Annotated in this window: 16 protein-coding genes; 9 read left to right on the top strand and 7 right to left on the bottom strand. The window is 70.8% G+C overall.

The genetic code is table 11. The annotated features are described in order from the left end of the window. From AB0J55_RS41490 to AB0J55_RS41475, 4 genes are all read left to right on the top strand, one after another. A partial coding sequence (locus tag AB0J55_RS41490; protein WP_364262133.1) for a hypothetical protein occupies positions 1 to 96 on the top strand: 96 nt, incomplete at its 5' end. Beyond that, complete coding sequence (locus AB0J55_RS41485; RefSeq protein WP_364262109.1) at positions 97 to 273, top strand: hypothetical protein; 177 nt, start codon at positions 97 to 99, stop codon at positions 271 to 273. Continuing rightward, positions 270 to 1661 carry a family 2B encapsulin nanocompartment shell protein gene (locus tag AB0J55_RS41480; protein ID WP_364262106.1) on the top strand — a complete coding sequence of 464 codons (1392 nt, stop codon included), beginning with the start codon at positions 270 to 272 and terminating at the stop codon, positions 1659 to 1661. The genes AB0J55_RS41485 and AB0J55_RS41480 overlap by 4 nt, the downstream gene beginning before the upstream one ends. After that, positions 1658 to 2677, top strand: a complete 1020-nt coding sequence (locus AB0J55_RS41475) for a family 2 encapsulin nanocompartment cargo protein polyprenyl transferase (RefSeq protein ID WP_364262103.1) — start codon at positions 1658 to 1660, stop codon at positions 2675 to 2677. Before AB0J55_RS41480 ends, AB0J55_RS41475 begins: the two co-directional genes overlap by 4 nt. A 139-nt stretch (positions 2678 to 2816) precedes the next feature. On the opposite strand, the gene AB0J55_RS41470 is transcribed toward AB0J55_RS41475, so the two are convergent. Beyond that, positions 2817 to 3947, bottom strand: a complete 1131-nt coding sequence (locus AB0J55_RS41470) for a CapA family protein (RefSeq protein ID WP_364262100.1) — start codon at positions 3945 to 3947, stop codon at positions 2817 to 2819. 368 nt (positions 3948 to 4315) lie between these two features. Between AB0J55_RS41470 and AB0J55_RS41465 the strand changes: the two genes are divergently transcribed. From AB0J55_RS41465 to AB0J55_RS41445, 5 genes are all read left to right on the top strand, one after another. Beyond that, positions 4316 to 5290 (top strand): substrate-binding domain-containing protein, encoded by a 975-nt coding sequence (locus AB0J55_RS41465; protein WP_364262097.1) that lies wholly within the window; start codon positions 4316 to 4318, stop codon positions 5288 to 5290. Positions 5291 to 5363: 73 nt separating this feature from the next. Then, positions 5364 to 6902 carry a sugar ABC transporter ATP-binding protein gene (locus AB0J55_RS41460; RefSeq protein ID WP_364262094.1) on the top strand — a complete coding sequence of 513 codons (1539 nt, stop codon included), beginning with the start codon at positions 5364 to 5366 and terminating at the stop codon, positions 6900 to 6902. Beyond that, complete coding sequence (locus AB0J55_RS41455) at positions 6899 to 7924, top strand: ABC transporter permease (RefSeq protein ID WP_364262092.1); 1026 nt, start codon at positions 6899 to 6901, stop codon at positions 7922 to 7924. Before AB0J55_RS41460 ends, AB0J55_RS41455 begins: the two co-directional genes overlap by 4 nt. Beyond that, the gene (locus AB0J55_RS41450; protein ID WP_364262089.1) at positions 7921 to 8565 is read left to right on the top strand and encodes an FCD domain-containing protein; all 645 of its coding nucleotides are present in this window, start codon (positions 7921 to 7923) and stop codon (positions 8563 to 8565) included. Before AB0J55_RS41455 ends, AB0J55_RS41450 begins: the two co-directional genes overlap by 4 nt. An 82-nt stretch (positions 8566 to 8647) precedes the next feature. Then, positions 8648 to 9724, top strand: coding sequence for a glycoside hydrolase family 88 protein (locus AB0J55_RS41445; protein ID WP_364262086.1), 1077 nt, complete (start codon positions 8648 to 8650; stop codon positions 9722 to 9724). A 3-nt stretch (positions 9725 to 9727) separates the two neighbouring features. Here the strand turns inward: AB0J55_RS41445 and AB0J55_RS41440 are convergent, their stop codons facing one another. The 6 genes from AB0J55_RS41440 to AB0J55_RS41415 all read right to left on the bottom strand — a co-directional run bounded on the left by AB0J55_RS41440 (position 9728) and on the right by AB0J55_RS41415 (position 15392). Then, positions 9728 to 11032 (bottom strand): DNA polymerase IV, encoded by a 1305-nt coding sequence (locus tag AB0J55_RS41440; protein ID WP_364262083.1) that lies wholly within the window; start codon positions 11030 to 11032, stop codon positions 9728 to 9730. Position 11033: 1 nt separating this feature from the next. After that, complete coding sequence (locus tag AB0J55_RS41435) at positions 11034 to 11345, bottom strand: transcriptional regulator (RefSeq protein ID WP_091306018.1); 312 nt, start codon at positions 11343 to 11345, stop codon at positions 11034 to 11036. Next, the gene (locus tag AB0J55_RS41430) at positions 11342 to 11965 is read right to left on the bottom strand and encodes a hypothetical protein (protein ID WP_364262080.1); all 624 of its coding nucleotides are present in this window, start codon (positions 11963 to 11965) and stop codon (positions 11342 to 11344) included. Before AB0J55_RS41430 ends, AB0J55_RS41435 begins: the two co-directional genes overlap by 4 nt. A 57-nt stretch (positions 11966 to 12022) precedes the next feature. Then, positions 12023 to 12754, bottom strand: a complete 732-nt coding sequence (locus tag AB0J55_RS41425) for an ABC transporter permease (RefSeq protein ID WP_364262077.1) — start codon at positions 12752 to 12754, stop codon at positions 12023 to 12025. Continuing rightward, positions 12751 to 13650 (bottom strand): ABC transporter ATP-binding protein, encoded by a 900-nt coding sequence (locus AB0J55_RS41420; RefSeq protein ID WP_364262075.1) that lies wholly within the window; start codon positions 13648 to 13650, stop codon positions 12751 to 12753. Before AB0J55_RS41420 ends, AB0J55_RS41425 begins: the two co-directional genes overlap by 4 nt. Before the next feature lie 164 nt (positions 13651 to 13814). Continuing rightward, positions 13815 to 15392 carry an alpha/beta hydrolase gene (locus tag AB0J55_RS41415; protein ID WP_364262130.1) on the bottom strand — a complete coding sequence of 526 codons (1578 nt, stop codon included), beginning with the start codon at positions 15390 to 15392 and terminating at the stop codon, positions 13815 to 13817. Positions 15393 to 15674 lie beyond the last annotated feature (282 nt).

Raw genomic sequence — 15674 nt, 5'->3', positions numbered from 1 at the left:
ATCTCCTACCTCGTCTCCGCCTACTACTCCGCCGCCGTCCTCGTCCCCGACGCCCTCGCCATCCTCGAATCCGCCGAAATCGGCCGGGAGGAGTAGATGCCCGAGCCGACCACGCCACCCCGGGTGCCCGAAGTGGACGGGCGGCCGCCCGTGCTGCCCGCGTCGGCGTTCGGGCCGACCGGGCTCGGCACCACCGCCGCCCGGGTCGTGCCGCAGACCGGCGGCACCCGTCCTCCCGAAGCACCCGAACCCGATCGGCGCGTGAAACCGTGACTGTCACCCGAGAAACGGCGTCGCTGCAGCTGTCCCTGAGCGTCACCGCGGCGCGGACGCTGACCACGACGACCAAGTCGCTGCCGCAGATGCGCGGCATCACCACCCGCTGGCTGCTGTCCCAGCTGCCCTGGGTGGACGTGCCCGCCGGCAGCTACCGGGTGAACCGGCGGCTGACCTACACGATCGGCGACGGCAAGCTCAGCTTCTTCAACACCGGCGCCCGCGTGCAGGTCGTGCCGGCCGAGCTCACGGAACTGGCGCTGCTGCGCGATTTCGGCGACGAGCAGGCGCTCGCCGCGCTGGCGGACGCGTTCGAGCAACGCGAATACGAGGCCGGGGCGACGCTGTTCACCGCCGGCACGCCGCAGGACATGGTCGTGCTCATCGCGCACGGCAAGGTCACCCGGCACACGACCGGCGAGTACGGCGACGACGTCCACCTCGGCACCGCCGCCGACGGCGACCACTTCGGCGAAGAACTCCTCGGCAGCGACGCCGGCACGTGGCCGTTCACCGCGCGGGCGGCCACCCGCGTCATCGCGCTGGTGCTGCCCGCCACGGCCTACGCGCGGCTCAACGGCCGCTCCGAGTCCCTCCGCACCCATGTCGCGGAAGCCCTGTCCCGGCCGCGGAAACCCCAGAACGCCAAGGGTGAAGCGGCGATCGACCTGACCGCCGGGCACGACGGGGAGCCGATCCTGCCCGGCACCTACGTCGACTACGACCCTTCACCGCGCGAGTACGACCTCGCCGTCGCGCAGACGCTGCTGCACGTCCACACGCGCGTCGCCGACCTCTACAACCAGCCGATGAACCAGCTCGAACAGCAGCTGCGGCTGACCGTGGAGGCCCTGCGGGAGCGGCAGGAACACGAGCTGGTCAACAACACCGACTTCGGCTTGCTGCACAACGCGGACCTCAAGCAGCGCATCACCACCCGCACCGGGCCGCCGACCCCGCACGACCTGGACGACCTGCTCACCCGGCGGCGCAAGACCCGGTTCTTCCTCGCGCACCCGCAGGCCATCGCCGCGTTCGGCCGCGAGTGCACCGCCCGCCGCGTCTACCCGGACACGACGACCCTCGACGGCCGCCGCGTCACCGCCTGGCGCGGCGTCCCGATGCTGCCGTGCGACAAGATCCCGATCAGCCCCGCCGGCACCACGTCCATCCTCGCGCTGCGCACCGGCGAAGCCGACGCCGGCGTCATCGGCCTGCGTCCGGAGTCCCTGCCGGACGAATACCAGCCGGGGCTGAACGTGCGGTTCGTCGGGACGAACGAACGGGCCGTCACGACGTACCTGGTGAGTGCCTACCACTCCGCCGCCGTGCTGGTGCCCGACGCCCTCGGCGTCCTGGACGACGTCCAGATCGGCCTCTCATGACGGCGATGAACACGCGCACCGCGGCCCGTCCCCTCGCCGACGTCCTCGCGTGGAGCAAGGGCCTGGCCGAGCCGGCGCTGCGGGCCGCCGCCGACCGGCTGCCGGAAGCGATGCGGCGGATCGCCGGCTACCACTTCGGCTGGTGGGACGCGGACGGGCGGCCGGCATCGGCCGACGGCGGAAAGGCGCTGCGGCCGGCCCTGGTGCTGCTGTGCGCGGAAGCGGCGGGCGGCGACCCGGCCGACGCCGTCCCCACCGCCGTCGCGGTCGAGCTGGTGCACAACTTTTCGCTGCTGCACGACGACGTCATGGACGGCGACACGACCCGGCGGCACCGCCCGACGGCGTGGACGGTGTTCGGCATCGGGCCGGCGGTGCTGGCCGGGGACGCGCTGCTGAGCCTGGCGTTCGAGGTGCTGGCCCCGAGCGGCGCGGCGAACGCGCGGCTGCTGTCGGCCGCGGTGCTGGCCCTGAACGAGGGCCAGGCCGCGGACCTCGACTTCGAGCAGCGCGACGACGTCACCCCCGCCGAGTGCGTGCGGATGGCGGAGGGCAAGACGGCGGCCCTGCTGGGCGCGGCCTGCGCGCTCGGAGCGGCGTCCGGGCCGCGCGGCGGGGACGGCTTCGGCGCGTTCGGCCGGGCGCTCGGGCTGGCGTTCCAGCACATCGACGACCTGCTCGGCATCTGGGGCGACCCGGCCGTCACCGGCAAGCCGGTGTACTCGGACCTGCAGAACCGCAAGAAGTCCCTGCCGGTGGTGACGGCCCTGTGTTCGGGCACGGACGCGGGCGCGGAACTCGCCGCCCTCTACGCCCGCCGCGACCCCCTCGGCCCGGCGGACCTGGCCCGCGCGGCCACCCTGGTGGAAGCCGCGGGCGGCCGCCAGTGGAGCCAAGCCCAGGCCGACGCCCTCCTGGCCAAGGCCCTCCGCGACCTCACCGCAGCAACCCCCACCCCCCGTGCCGCCGCCGAACTCACGTCCCTGGCCCGCCTGATCACCACCCGCACCCACTGAGCTGTGACGGAGGCGCCGACACGCGTGATTACAACGCCAACTCACGTGATCGGAGGGTCAACACGGCTCACCCGGCTGCCTGCCGCCGTGTCGACCCTTCAATCACGCGTGTCGACTCTCCAGTCACGCGTGTCGACCGTTACTTGCCGGGGCGGGTTAGGCCGGATTTGTCCGCGTTGAGGCTCAGGATGTTCTTGTCGGTGTCCTGGAGGGCCTTGGTTACCTGGGCCGACGGTGGGGATGTCGACAAGTCGATCAGGCGGATGGGGGTGTCCAGCTTGATCAGGGTCGGGATGTACTCGGCCTTGTCGACCTTCCAGCGGTCGCCGTCGCGGACGAAGCGGAAGCGGGCCGCCGCGCCTTCCTCCGTGTCGCCCTTGGGTTCCGAGTGGCGGGCGACGCTGTTGCCGAGCCCGTAGGCCACCCACTTGCCGCCGATCTTCTCGAACGGCTGGACCACGTGGGCGTGGTGGCCGACGATCAGGTCGATGTCGTCCGACGCCAGCAGCTTCTTGGCCTGCGACCGCTGTTCGGCCGTCGGCTCGTGCTGGTACTCGACCCCCCAGTGCAGGCTCGCGATCACGACCTGCGCCCCGGCCTCGCGGGCCTTGCGAGCTGCCGCCAGCACGTCTTCGACGTCGATCTGGTTGGCCAGCCACGGCTTCCCGGCCGGCACCTTGATGCCGTTGAACCCGAACGCGTACGACACCTGCGCGACCTTGACCCCGCGGACGTCGAGGATCAGCGGTTTCGCGGCCTCGGCGGCCGACCGCGCCGAGCCGGTGTGCTTGAGGCCCACGTCGTCGAGCTTGCCGAGGGTGCGGGTGACGCCCTCGTCGCCCTGGTCGATCGTGTGGTTGGACGACGTCGAGCAGGTGTCGTAGCCGGTGTCCTTGATGGCGTCGGCGATCTCCGGCGGCGCGCTGAACGACGGGTACCCGCTGTACGGGCCGCCTTCGGGCGCCAGCGGCGTCTCGAGGTGGCAGATGCCGAGGTCGGCGCCGGAGATCAGCGGCTTGATCCCGGCCAGCAGCGGCCGGTAGTCGATCTTCCCGCCGCCGTCGGCCTCGGCCTGCTCGGTCAGTGCCGGGTGGATCAGGACGTCGCCGGTCGCGACGACGCTGAACGACCCCTCGGGCGCGGCGGCCCCCGAAGCCGGAGCCGCCGATTCCGGGAACGGCGTCGGGGCCGGCCCCTGCTGCGGCGGGCTGCTGCAGGCGGCCGCCAGGACGGCGATACCGGCGAGCGCGGCGACGCGGTGCTTCCTCATCGGTCCCCCTAACGTGGTCCGGCCATCCTGCCAGCCGGACGAATCGGGCAGGGACACCGTCCGGCTCCCGCACCGAACATCCACCACAGTCGACAACACCGATCAGAACATTCGCACAGGACAAAACCGGACAACGCGCAGGACAGACGCGAAAAAATACGATAAATGAAGCCCCCGCTTGCCACGATGCAACTACGCAGAGTAGGTCTCGCTCCGCTAACTGCGCCTTGACGCTCCTCGAACGGGTGTTTTGTAATACGAGTCACTTCGTGGCGCCCGGCGTGCCACGTGAACCCCCGGCCTCCTTGGGAGCAACGATGTCCCCACACTCGCACAGGCTGCGTGCCTGGAGCGCTGTTGGTTGTTGTTTGATTTCCGGCGCTCTGCTCGCCTCCTGCTCCTCCGGCAAGGACACCGCGGCACCGCAGCAGCAGGCGCCGTCGAACGGCAAGATCACCCTCTACTACCTGCAGAAACAGGGCGACCAGCAGTACTTCGTCGAACAGGCGCAGGGCGCCCAGGAGAAGGCGAAGGAGCTCGGCGTCGAGCTCAAGGTGGTCAACCTCGGCCAGGACGCCAACAAGGCGATCACCGAACTCGACGCCGCGGTCGCCCAGGGCGCCAACGGCGTCGCCATCGTCGTCCCGGACCAGGCCATCGGCCCGCAGGTGATCGACAAGGCCAAGAGCGCGGGCATCCCGCTGATCGCCTCCGACGACGTCATCAAGGACGGCACCGGCGCGAAGGCCCCGTTCGTCGGCTTCAACGGCAGCCAGATGGGCGACTCGGTCGGCACCGAAGCCGGGAAGCTGTTCAAGGCCGCCGGCTGGACCGCCGCCGACACGAAGATCATCAGCGCGTTCAAGCAGGACCTGACCGTCTGCACCGACCGCGTCAACGCCGCGAAGGCCGCGTTCGCCAAGTCCGCGGGCGCGGACGTCCCGGTGATCAACGTCGGCACCGACAACTCCCCGGTCGACGCGCAGAACAAGTCCGGCGCGGTGATCGGCTCCAACCCGGGCGTCAAGCACTGGGTCGTCTGGGGCTGCAACGACGAGAACGAGACCGGCGTCGTCACCGCGCTGGCCAACTCCGGCGTGCAGGCGAACAACATCATCGGCGTCGGGCTCGGCGCGTACCTCACCTGCAAGGACTGGGCCGCGGGCAAGGACACCGGCAACAAGGCCGCGCTCTACATCTCCGGCGCCGAGGTCGGCCGCTCGGCGATCCAGGTGCTGGTCGACAAGGTGAAGAACGGCAAGGACCTGCCCGCGGAGACGATCGCCAAGACCACGATCGTCAACAAGGACAACTACAAGCAGGCCGGCGTCAACTGCACCTGACCGACCCCCTCGTGAGTGCGTAACAGTGTTCTAACACTGTTACGCACTCACGACTGCCGTACGGAAGGCGACCATGTCCAGTTCTCCTCCCGCGCTCGCCGTCGAGGGCATCGGCAAGCGCTTCTCCGGGGTCACCGCCCTCGACGACGTCTCGCTGGAGTTCCGCTCCGGCGAAGTCCTGGCCCTGATGGGCGAGAACGGCGCCGGCAAGTCGACGCTGCTGCGCGTGCTGTCCGGCGACCAGGGCCCGGACGACGGCCGCCTGCTGCTGGACGGCACCGAGGTCACCTTCGACACCCCGCGCGCGGCGATGGCCGCCGGGGTGCGCGTGATCTACCAGGAACCCGAGATCATCCCGCACGTTTCGGTGGCGGAGAACGTCTTCGTCGGCGAGCTCCCGGCGAAGGCCCGCGTGTTCAACCGCCGCACGCTCACCAAGGCCACCCACGACGCCCTGGCCGAGTACGGCTTCGAAGGCGTCCTCAACCCGGCGACGCTCGGCGTGGCGCTCTCCCCCGCGCAGCGGCAGCTCGTCGAGATCCTGCGCGTGCTCACCGCGGCCACGCCACCGCGCGTGATCGCCTTCGACGAGCCGACGTCGTCGCTGTCCGAGCACGAGGTCGAGGCGCTGTTCCGGCTGATCGGGCGGCTGCGCGACAGCGGCGTCGCGGTCGTCTACGTCTCGCACCGGATGAAGGAGATCTTCCAGCTCGCCGACCGCGTCGCCGTGCTGCGCGACGGCAAGCTCGTCGGCGTCCAGCAGGCCGCCGAGACCGACGAACCGAGCCTGGTGCGGATGATGATCGGGCGTGACCTCTCGGCGCTCGAGCGCCGGACCACGCAGGACACCGGCAACGTCGTGCTGAAGCTCGACGACGTCACCACCGACGACGTCACCGGCATCTCGCTGCAGGTCCGCGCGGGCGAGGTCGTCTGCCTGGCCGGACTGGTCGGTGCCGGGCGTTCCGAACTGGCCCGCGCGATCGTCGGCGACCTGCCGATCCGGTCGGGGACCGTCGAACTCGACGGCAAACGGCTGCGCGCGCACAACCCGGGTGACGCCGTGAAGGCGGGTATCGGCTTCGCGCCCGAAGAGCGCAAGACGGACGCGTTGCTGATGCAGCGGTCCGTACGCGACAACATCTCCATCGCCGTCCTGGACCGGCTTCGCCGCTTCCGGGTCGTGAAGCGGGCGAAGGAACGCGCGCTCGTCGAGGAGTACGTACGCGACCTTCGCGTGCGGACACCGTCGATGGAGCAGGAAGTGCGCAAGCTTTCCGGCGGCAACCAGCAGAAGGCCGTGCTCGCGCGCTGGCTCGCGCGGCGGCCGAAGCTGCTGATCCTCGACGAGCCGACCCGCGGGGTCGACGTCGGCGCGAAGGCCGAGATCTACCGGATCATCGACGGCCTCGCCGCGGAAGGCATCGCGCTGCTGGTCATCTCCTCCGACCTGCCCGAGGTGCTGACGCTGGCCGACCGCATCCTCGTCATGCGAGCCGGGCGCCTGGCCGGCGAGATCGGCCGCGAAGAGGCGACCGAAGAGGCCGTGCTGACCCTCGCCATCCCCGAAACCGAACCAGCCGTGGAAGAAGCCCAGGAGATCGGCGCATGAGCACCCCCACCAAGGAAACGTCGGCCCCCTCCGCGCCGCCGCAGCCCAGCGCTGCCCGCCGGGTGCTGACCGGCATCGGCGTGCAGAACTCCAGCCTGATCATCACGCTGATCGCGCTGGTGATCCTGCTGAGCGTGCTGAACGAGAACTTCTTCCGCACCAACAACCTGCTGCTGATCGGCAGCGCGATCACCATCATGGGGCTGCTGGCCCTGGTCCAGACCCTGGTGATCATCCTGGGCGCACTGGACATCTCGGTCGGCTCGATGGCCGGGCTCGCTTCGGTCATCTCCGCGATGGTGTTCACCTCGACCGGCAACGCCGAGGTCGGCATCCTCGCCGCGGTCGGGGTCGGCATCCTCTGCGGCCTGGTCAACGGCATGATCATCATCTTCGGCCGGGTCAACCCGGTGGTCGCGACGCTGGCCATGCTCGCCACCTACAAGGGCATCGCGCAGGTCATTTCGGACGGCAAGTCGCAGGGCTACACCGGCGGTGACGACCTGTTCATCTTCCTGGCCAAGGGGTCCGTGCTCGGGCTGCCGTCGCTGGTGTGGGTGTTCCTGATCGTCGCAGCGCTGCTCCACTTCCTGCTCAAGTACACCGACATCGGCCGCAACGTCTACGCCATCGGCGGCAACGACACCGCCGCCCGGCTGGCCGGCATCAACATCAACCGGTACATCATCGGCGTCTACGCCCTCGCCGGCGTGGTGGCGGCGGTCGCGGGCATCCTGATCACCGCGCGCACCGGCTCCGGCCAGCCGGTCTCCGGCTCCGAAGGCCTGGAACTGCAGGCCGTCACCGGCGCCGCGCTGGGCGGGACGATGCTCAAGGGCGGCCGCGGGTCGATCATTTCGACCGTGCTCGCAGTGATCATCCTGGGCGTGCTCGACAACGGCATGTCCGGGCTGGGCATCAACCCGTTCTGGCAGAACGTCGCCCACGGCGCCCTGCTGGTGATCGCGGTCGTGCTGCAGCAGCTGCGCAGCGGGGAGCGGCGCGTCGGCCTGCCGGAGTGAACCTCCACGCGCGCATCGTCGACGAACTGGGCCGGCTCATCGTCGAAGGCGTCCTCGGGGACGGGCAGCCACTCGTCCCCGAGGAGCTCGGCCGCCGGTTCTCCGCGTCCCGCACGGTGGTCCGCGAGGCGTTGCGCGTGCTCGAGTCCAAGGGCATGGTCACCGCGCGCCCGCGGGTCGGGACCTGGACGCTGCCACCCGAGGCGTGGGACGCGATCGACCCGGACGTCATCGCCTGGCGCGTCGGTGGCCCCGGCGGCCGCGAACACCTGCGGGAGCTGCTGGAGCTGCGGCTGGCCATCGAACCCCAGGCGGCGCGGATGGCGGCGCGGCACCGGCGTCCCGACGAGCTCTCGGCGATGGCGGCGGCCTACGCGCAGATGGCCGACGCGGTCGAACACGCCGACGGCGAGGCGTTCCGGGACGCCGATTCGCGGTTCCACGCGGCCCTGGTCCGGGCATCGGGCAACACGCTGATCGCCCAACTGCAGGTACCGGTGGTCGCCGCGCTGAAGGCGCACAGCGAGCCGATGGAGCTCGTGGCGCATTCCCGGGTGCTGACGCTGGTGCTCGCGAAGAACGCCGACGGCGCCGAATCCGCGTCCCGCCGATTGCTGGAAACCGTTGCGGCGTACCGGTGATCGGTACCTTGACACGCTAACCGGGACGCGCTTGACTCGCTGCGGATGACCGCCGCCATGACTTGCTGAGGAGGACGCTTCCATGCGTTTCCCGGGAATTCGCGGTTTCGGCGTGCTCGCGGCCACGGCGGTGGCGGGCAGTCTCCTGACGGCCCCGGTGGCCACCGCCGCGACCTGCACGGTTTCCGACGAAATGGTGTCCGCGGGCAACTACTGGGTGGCCAACGGGACCAACCTCGACGCGCCGGACTGGCAGAACGCGACGTTCCACGTCGGCAACCTGGCACTGGTCCGGACCACCGGCCAGTCCAACCACAAGACGTATCCGTGGGCGCAGGCCAACAAGTACCTGCTGCCGGAGGACCCGAAGCGGCCGTTCTTCCCGGACAACCAGGCCGCCGGCGAGGCGTACCTGGACCTGTACACCTACTTCCACCCGGAAATCCCCCTGGATTCGATCCGCACGCGGATCCAGGCGGAGGTGGCGTCGGTGCAGGCGGGTCACCGCGACTACTGGAACTACGTCGACGCGCTGAACATGGCGATGCCGTCGTTCGCCCGGATGAGCCTGATCGACCACGATCCGTCCTATTTGGACGCTATGCAGTCGTTGTTCTCTTACTCGGAACACAAGCTGTTCAACGAGTTCACCGGCCTCTGGTACCGCGACGCGCGGTTCAAGGGCTCGGGCGTGTTCTGGTCCCGCGGCAACGGCTGGGCCCTGGCGGCGTTGACGAAGGTCCTGCAGGTGCTGCCGGCCGACGACCCGCGCCGGCCGGAATACCTGCGGGTGTACCAGAAGATGGCGGCGACGCTGGCGCTGGTCCAGCGGCGTGACGGCTTCTGGAACTCGGACCTGCTGAACCCGTGGGACCACGGCGGCCCGGAGACGAGCGGCACGGCGTTCTTCACGTTCGGCATCGGCTGGGGCATCACGGCGGGCATCCTCGACGCGGCCCGCTACCGCCCGGTGGTGGACAAGGCGTGGACGGCGTTGTCGACGAAGGCGTTGCAGCCGAGCGGCCTGGTGGGCTACGTCCAGCCGGTCGGCGACCGCCCGGCGACAGCTCACGCCACCGACACCGCGGCCTACGGCGTGGGTGCGTTCCTGCTGGCGGGCCAGCAGGTGGCCAAGCTGCAGGGTTGCTCGGCGGCGTAGCGGCTACTTCAGGCAGTCTCCGGGGTCGCCGCGGGTCAGGGCGGGGTCCGACTGGGAGAAGGTGCGGGCCACGCCGGGGCCGGAGGAACGGTGTTCGAAGCGGACCGTCACCCGGCCGTGGCCCGCGCCCTGGACCCAGCCCGTGCCGAACTCCTCGTGGACCACGTCGTCGCCCTGACGCCACTCCGAAGGCGCCGCGGGTGCCGGTGCCGAGACCACCGTCGACGTCGGCGGCGCCGGAGGGGCGGCCAGGGAGAACAGCGCGTCCTGGTGCGGCACCGAAAGACCGCTGTAGGCCACCCCCGCCAGGCGGATGCCGCCGAACTCCGCCGGGTCGATCAGCAGCCTCTCGGCCGTCGCCGACAGCTCGGCCAGGTCGTCCGTGGGCGCCGAGATCGTCTCCGAGCGGGTCACCGTGTGCATGTCCGTGTGGCGCAGCTTGATCACCACCGTCCGCGCCACCCGGCCGGCCTTGAGCAGGCGCTGGTGCGCGCCCACCGCGATCCGGCGAACCTCCGCCGTCAACGTGGGCAGGTCCTTGATGTCGGTGTCGAACGTCGTTTCCGCGCTGACCTGCTTGGTTTCGGCGCGGCCCGCCACCGGGCGGTCGTCCACGCCGGTCGCCAGCCGCCGCAGGTCGCGGCCGACCACGCCGCCGAGGGTGGCCACCGCGTCCGGTTCGGACAGTGCCGCCAGCTGGCCGAGCGTCTGGACGCCGATGAACCGCAGCTTGCCCTCGGCGACCGGGCCGATGCCCCACAGCGCGCGCACCGGCAGCGGCGCGAGGAACTCCCGTTCGGTGCCCTGCGGCACCACCAGCAGCCCGTCCGGCTTGGCCTCGTCGGAGGCGATCTTCGCGATCTGCTTGCCGTTGCCCGCCCCGATCGACGCCACCAGCCCGGTCTCGGAGCGAATGCGCGCCCGCAGAGAAGCACAGAACGCCGTGACCTCGTCCAACGAAGCCCCGGCCAGCGAAGGCGGCTCGGCGAAAGCTTCGTCGAGGGAGATCTTCTCCAGCACCGGCGCGACTTCCGTGACGACGGCGAAGACGTCCTGGCTGAGCCGTTCGTAGACGCGGAACCGCGGCGGCACGATCACGCCGTTCGCCGGCAGCAGCCGCCGCGCCTGCGACATCGGCATCGCCGAGCGGATGCCGAACACGCGCGACTCGTAGCTCGCGCCGGCGACGACCCCGCGCGGCCCGAGCCCGCCGACGAGCACCGGGCGCCCGGCCAGCGTCGGGCGGGTGAGCTGCTCGGCCGACGCGTAGAAGGCGTCCAGGTCGAGGTGGATCACCCAGCGGCCCACGTCAGTCGCCGCCGGTGGCGTCCAGCAGCTGGTGCAGCGCCTTGGTGTAGCTCTCGAACGCGGCCCGCCCGGCCGTGGTCAGCCGCACCAGGGTGACCGGTGTCCGGTGCTCGTAGGCCTTGGTGATCTCGACGTACTCGGCGTCCTCGAGCTTGCGCAGGTGGGTCGAAAGGTTGCCGGCGGTCATGTCCAGGAGCTGCTGCAGCCGCGGGAAGGTGATCTGGTCGCCGGCGCGCAGCCCGGCGAGCGCGACCGTGACCCGCAGCCGCGCCTGGGCGTGGATGACGGGGTCGAGCTGCGGCAGTTCGCTCATCGGCCGGTCTTCTCGCGGACGAAGTAGACGATCGCGCCGAGCAGGAAGCCGCCGCCCCCGCAGACGGTGAGCACGAGGAAGTTCGCCGGGTAGCCGACCAGCACGCTCAGTGCGGCCGACACGATCATCCACGCGCCGAGGCCGTACATGAGCTTGTCCTGCCACACCATGCCACCCGCGAGGTACATCACGCCGGTGAGCAGCAGCCACGTGCCGGTCCACAGCAGCGAAACCTGGTCCGTCGACAGGGCCTGGAACCCGGTGATCCGGATGTCGACGACCATCAGCCCGATCGAGCCGAGCGCCCAGCCGTAGCCGTACATCGCGCCCACCGTGCGGGACGGCCCGCGGATCCCGCGGCCGGTGCGGATGCTGGTGTAGGCCGAGTAGGCGACGGCGCCGAGGAACAGCACCGGGACGACGATGCCGCCGGCGACCCAGCCGGGCACCCCCACACCGGGCCGCGTCGTGACGTAGGTGAAGCCCCAGCCGACGATCCAGGCGAGGGCCCAGGCCGCGAGCATCCGCGCCGGGCCCCCGCCCAGTTCCCGGCGGGTCCGCCGGTCCTGCTGGGCGATCAGGTTCAGCGACTCCTCGGCCGACATCGGCTCGTCTTCCACCTGGTTCGCCCTCCTCCCGTGCAGACCCCTCAACGCTGCACGGAAGCTAACACGCAATCAGAGCCGGGCCGTGTCCAGCCGGAACCGGCGCACCACGACCAGCGCGGGCACGACCAGCCAGCCCGCCAGCACCAGGACCGCGACCCACGTCCCGGAGGTGTGCGTCAGCGGGTCGAGGCCGACTCGGCGCAGCCAGTAGGTGGGCGTGAAGTGCGCCACCGCCGACATCCAGCCGGGCAGGATCTCCAGGGGGATCCACAGGCCGCCGAGCATGCCGAGCGGCATCATCAGGGCGCCGGTGACCGCGCCGACCGTGTCCCCCTTGCCGAACAGGCCGATCGCCAGGCCGAGGACGGCGAACGGGAGCGTGGCCGCCCACAGGAAGACCAGCTGCCAGCCCCACTCGGCCATCGTGAGGGGCTCCCCGCGCAGGTAGCCGACGAGGAAGATGGCCACCAGCACCGGCAGCGCGACGGCCATCGCCGACGCGACCTTGACGGCCAGGTAGCCCGGGCCGCGCATCGGCGTCAGCCGCAGCTGCCGCTGCCAGCCGTCCGTGCGTTCCTGCGCCACCCGGGTGCCGGTGAACAGCGCACCGCCGCTGGCGCCGTACGCGGCCATGCCGATCATCGTCTGGGTGCTCGAATGCAGGCCGTTGTCGAGCACGTAGTCGCCGAAGATGGCGCCGAAGAGCAGGTACATCGCGACCGGCATGCCGATGGTGAAGATGGTGAACTGCGGGCTGCGGAGGATCCGCTTGATCTCCAGGCTCAGGTACGTCGTGTTCACGCGGCGGCCTCCTCGGCGGTCAGCGCCAGGAAGGCCTCTTCGAGGCCCAGCGCGGTGATTTCGATGTCGGACGCGGCCGGGTGCGCCGCGAGCAGGGCGCGGACGGCGGCGTCGGAGTCGGCGCAGGCCAGCTCGGCGCGGCCGGCGCGCAGCTGGACGCTCGTGACACCCGGCAGGAGCGCCAGGTCGCCCTCGGTGGCGTCCGGGACGACGGCCTTCAGTACCCGGCCGGACACCGCGGCCCGGACTTCGGCGACCGGGCCGTCGGCGACGACGACGCCGTGGCGCATCAGCACGACGCGGTCGGCGTAGTCCTCGGCCTCGGCGAGGTAGTGCGTCGCGAACAGCACGGTCCGGCCGCCCGCGGCGAACTCGCGGATGGCCGCCCAGAACGCGCGCCTGCCGTCGACGTCCATCGCCGCGGTGGGCTCGTCGAGCACGAGCAGCTGCGGGTCACCGGCCAGCGCGAGCGCGAACCGGACGCGCTGCCGTTCGCCGCCGGAAAGCTTGCCGCAGCGGCGGTTCACGAGCTTTTCGAGACCCGCGCGGGCGATCACCTCCGCGGCGGGCAGCGGCTTCTCGTGCGTCGAGACGACCAGGCCGACGATCTCGCCGACGGTGACGTCCGGCAGCAGCGCGCCGTTCTGCATCATCGCGCCGACGAGCCCCCGGTCGACGGCTTCCTGCGGGCTGCCGCCCGCGACGGTGACCTCCCCCGCGTCCGGCTTGGTCAGGCCGAGCAGCATGTCGACGGTGGTCGACTTGCCCGCGCCGTTCGGCCCGAGCAACGCGACGACCTCGCCGCGCGCGACCTCGACCGACACCCCGCCGACCGCGGTGACCTGCCCGAACCGCTTGGTGAGGCGGTGGAGCGCGAACGCCGGTCCCCCAGTCATGGCGTCCTCCTTTCGTGGACTTTGTGCCGCAAAGTTGCTTCGCACTTTGTAACACAAAGTCCACGCGTACTCAAAGCCCCCGGTGCCGGAAAGCACGCGGAGCCCATAAGAAACGGGGTGCCGGGCAGCGTGCCCGGCACCCCGTTCACCAGGGTTTGCGCAGGTCAGCCGGCGAACCGCCCGGCGACCACGCCCGGCGTCGCCGCGACGGCGTCGGCGGTGGCGGCCTTGGCGGCCGTCGGCGCCGGCGGCGTCGGCTGCGGCAGCGGGGCGCACTCGACGTCGGCCGTGCGGCCCGGCTTGCGGGCCGGGAGGGCCCCCGTCAGCAGGTAGTCGGCGATCTTGTCGTCGACACAGGCGTTGCCGCGCGGGGTGATCGCGTGGCTGGTGCCGCCCGGCTCCGCGATCAGCGAAGCGCCCGGGAACCGGCTGCGGATCTCGAGGCTGCCTTCGAACGGCGTCGCCGCGTCGAGCGTCTCGTCGATCATCAGGACGCTCTGCACGCCGCGGCCGTCGACCTTGGTCGGCTTGCCGGCCTTCGCCGGCCAGTACAGGCAGGGCGCGTTGAACCAGGCGTTCTGCCAGGTGAAGTACGGCGCCTTGGTGAAGGTCTTCCAGTTGTCGCGCTTCCACTGGTTCCAGCTCTGCGGCCACTGGACGTCGGTGCACTGAACGGCGAGGTACACCGCGTAGCCGTTGTCGTCGCCGCGGCCGCCGAAGGCCTCGAAGAGCGTCTTCCAGTTCTGCCAGTCACCCTGGTTGACGAACCGGGACAGCGCGTCGCCGAGCAGCGTCCACCGCAGCTGGTAGTAGCTGGCCTGCTGGATGACGTCGAGGATCTCGTCCGGCCCGATCACGCCGCCGGCCGGGTTGAAGGACGTCTTGAGCAGCTGCTCGTTGACCACCCGCTGCACCGCGGCCTGGGTCTTGCCGAGGTGGTAGACGTCGTCGTGCTGGGCGACCCAGCCGAACCAGATCAGGATGTTCTTGTCGAAGGCGATGTCCTGGTTGAGGTTGTCGCCGTACCAGACGCCCCGCGGGTCGACCGTCGAGTCGAGCACCATGCGGCGGACGTTCTGCGGGTACAGCGAGCCGTACACCTGGCCGAGGTAGGTGCCGTAGGAGTAGCCGTAGAAGTTCAGCTGCCGCTGGCCGAGCGCCTTGCGGAGGGAATCCATGTCCTGGACCGTGTCGGTCGTCTTCATGTTCTCCAGCAGCGCGCGCGAGTTGTTCTTGGCGCAGGCTTCGGCGTACCCCTTGGAGCGGTCGAGCCAGGTCTTTTCCAGCTGCGGGGTGAACGGCACGTACTGCGGCCGGTTGTAGTCCATGTAGTTCGGGTCGCAGCTCAGCGCGGGCTTGCTGGCGCCGACCCCGCGCGGGTCGAAGCCGATCCAGTCGTAGGCGTCGCCGGCGTGGTTGGGCACGCGCGGGCCGCGGGTGGCCAGCAGCAGGCCGGACCCGCCGGGGCCGCCGGGGTTGGTCAGCATGACGCCCTGGTACTGCGCGTCGGGCACCTTGTGCTTGACGCGGCTGACGGCGAGCTGAATCTGCTCCCCGCCCGGCCGGCGGTAGTCGAGCGGCACGCCAAGGTACCCGCATTCGGCGCCGGCCTTGACCAGCGTCGGATCGGTGCACGCGCCCCAGGCGATCGACGCCTGTCCCCCGGGTGCGGCCGGCGCGGCGTTCGCGGCGGGCGCGGCCACGAGCGCGGACGCCGTCGCGGCGGCAACCACCGCGGCCATAACGGCACGTCTCACAGTTTTCTCCCTTTCCCCTGCGACTTCGGGCGGGAGAACCCTAGACCCGCCGGGCGCCCGGCGGGACGGTCAAACGGGTGCGCGGCCGCGAATGCCCTACGAAAGGTGGAAATCGGGTGGCGCGGGCGATCCGGGACCCCGTACGGTCGGTTCCATGATCTTCTTCATCCGGCTCCGCCGCGTCTGAGACGGCGTGACCGCCGGGCTCCCCGCCGATCGGGAGGGCCCCTTCACCTGCGCGCCGTCTGGTCTTTCTCCCTTTGAAGG

It is taken from the genome of Amycolatopsis sp. NPDC049688, assembly GCF_040674975.1.
Taxonomy (GTDB): domain Bacteria; phylum Actinomycetota; class Actinomycetes; order Mycobacteriales; family Pseudonocardiaceae; genus Amycolatopsis.
Note: the sequence above shows the minus strand (reverse complement) of the source record. Positions and strands in the feature narration are given on the sequence as shown.

What these genes read in the sequence shown, in the direction of transcription:
- AB0J55_RS41485 (WP_364262109.1), top strand. Translation starts at nt 97, where the DNA reads ATGCCCGAGCCGACCACGCCACCCCGGGTGCCCGAAGTGGACGGGCGG.
- AB0J55_RS41475 (WP_364262103.1), top strand. Translation starts at nt 1,658, where the DNA reads ATGACGGCGATGAACACGCGCACCGCGGCCCGTCCCCTCGCCGACGTC.
- AB0J55_RS41470 (WP_364262100.1), bottom strand. Translation starts at nt 3,947, where the DNA reads ATGAGGAAGCACCGCGTCGCCGCGCTCGCCGGTATCGCCGTCCTGGCG.
- AB0J55_RS41460 (WP_364262094.1), top strand. Translation starts at nt 5,364, where the DNA reads ATGTCCAGTTCTCCTCCCGCGCTCGCCGTCGAGGGCATCGGCAAGCGC.
- AB0J55_RS41455 (WP_364262092.1), top strand. Translation starts at nt 6,899, where the DNA reads ATGAGCACCCCCACCAAGGAAACGTCGGCCCCCTCCGCGCCGCCGCAG.
- AB0J55_RS41445 (WP_364262086.1), top strand. Translation starts at nt 8,648, where the DNA reads ATGCGTTTCCCGGGAATTCGCGGTTTCGGCGTGCTCGCGGCCACGGCG.
- AB0J55_RS41435 (WP_091306018.1), bottom strand. Translation starts at nt 11,345, where the DNA reads ATGAGCGAACTGCCGCAGCTCGACCCCGTCATCCACGCCCAGGCGCGG.
- AB0J55_RS41420 (WP_364262075.1), bottom strand. Translation starts at nt 13,650, where the DNA reads ATGACTGGGGGACCGGCGTTCGCGCTCCACCGCCTCACCAAGCGGTTC.
- AB0J55_RS41415 (WP_364262130.1), bottom strand. Translation starts at nt 15,392, where the DNA reads ATGGCCGCGGTGGTTGCCGCCGCGACGGCGTCCGCGCTCGTGGCCGCG.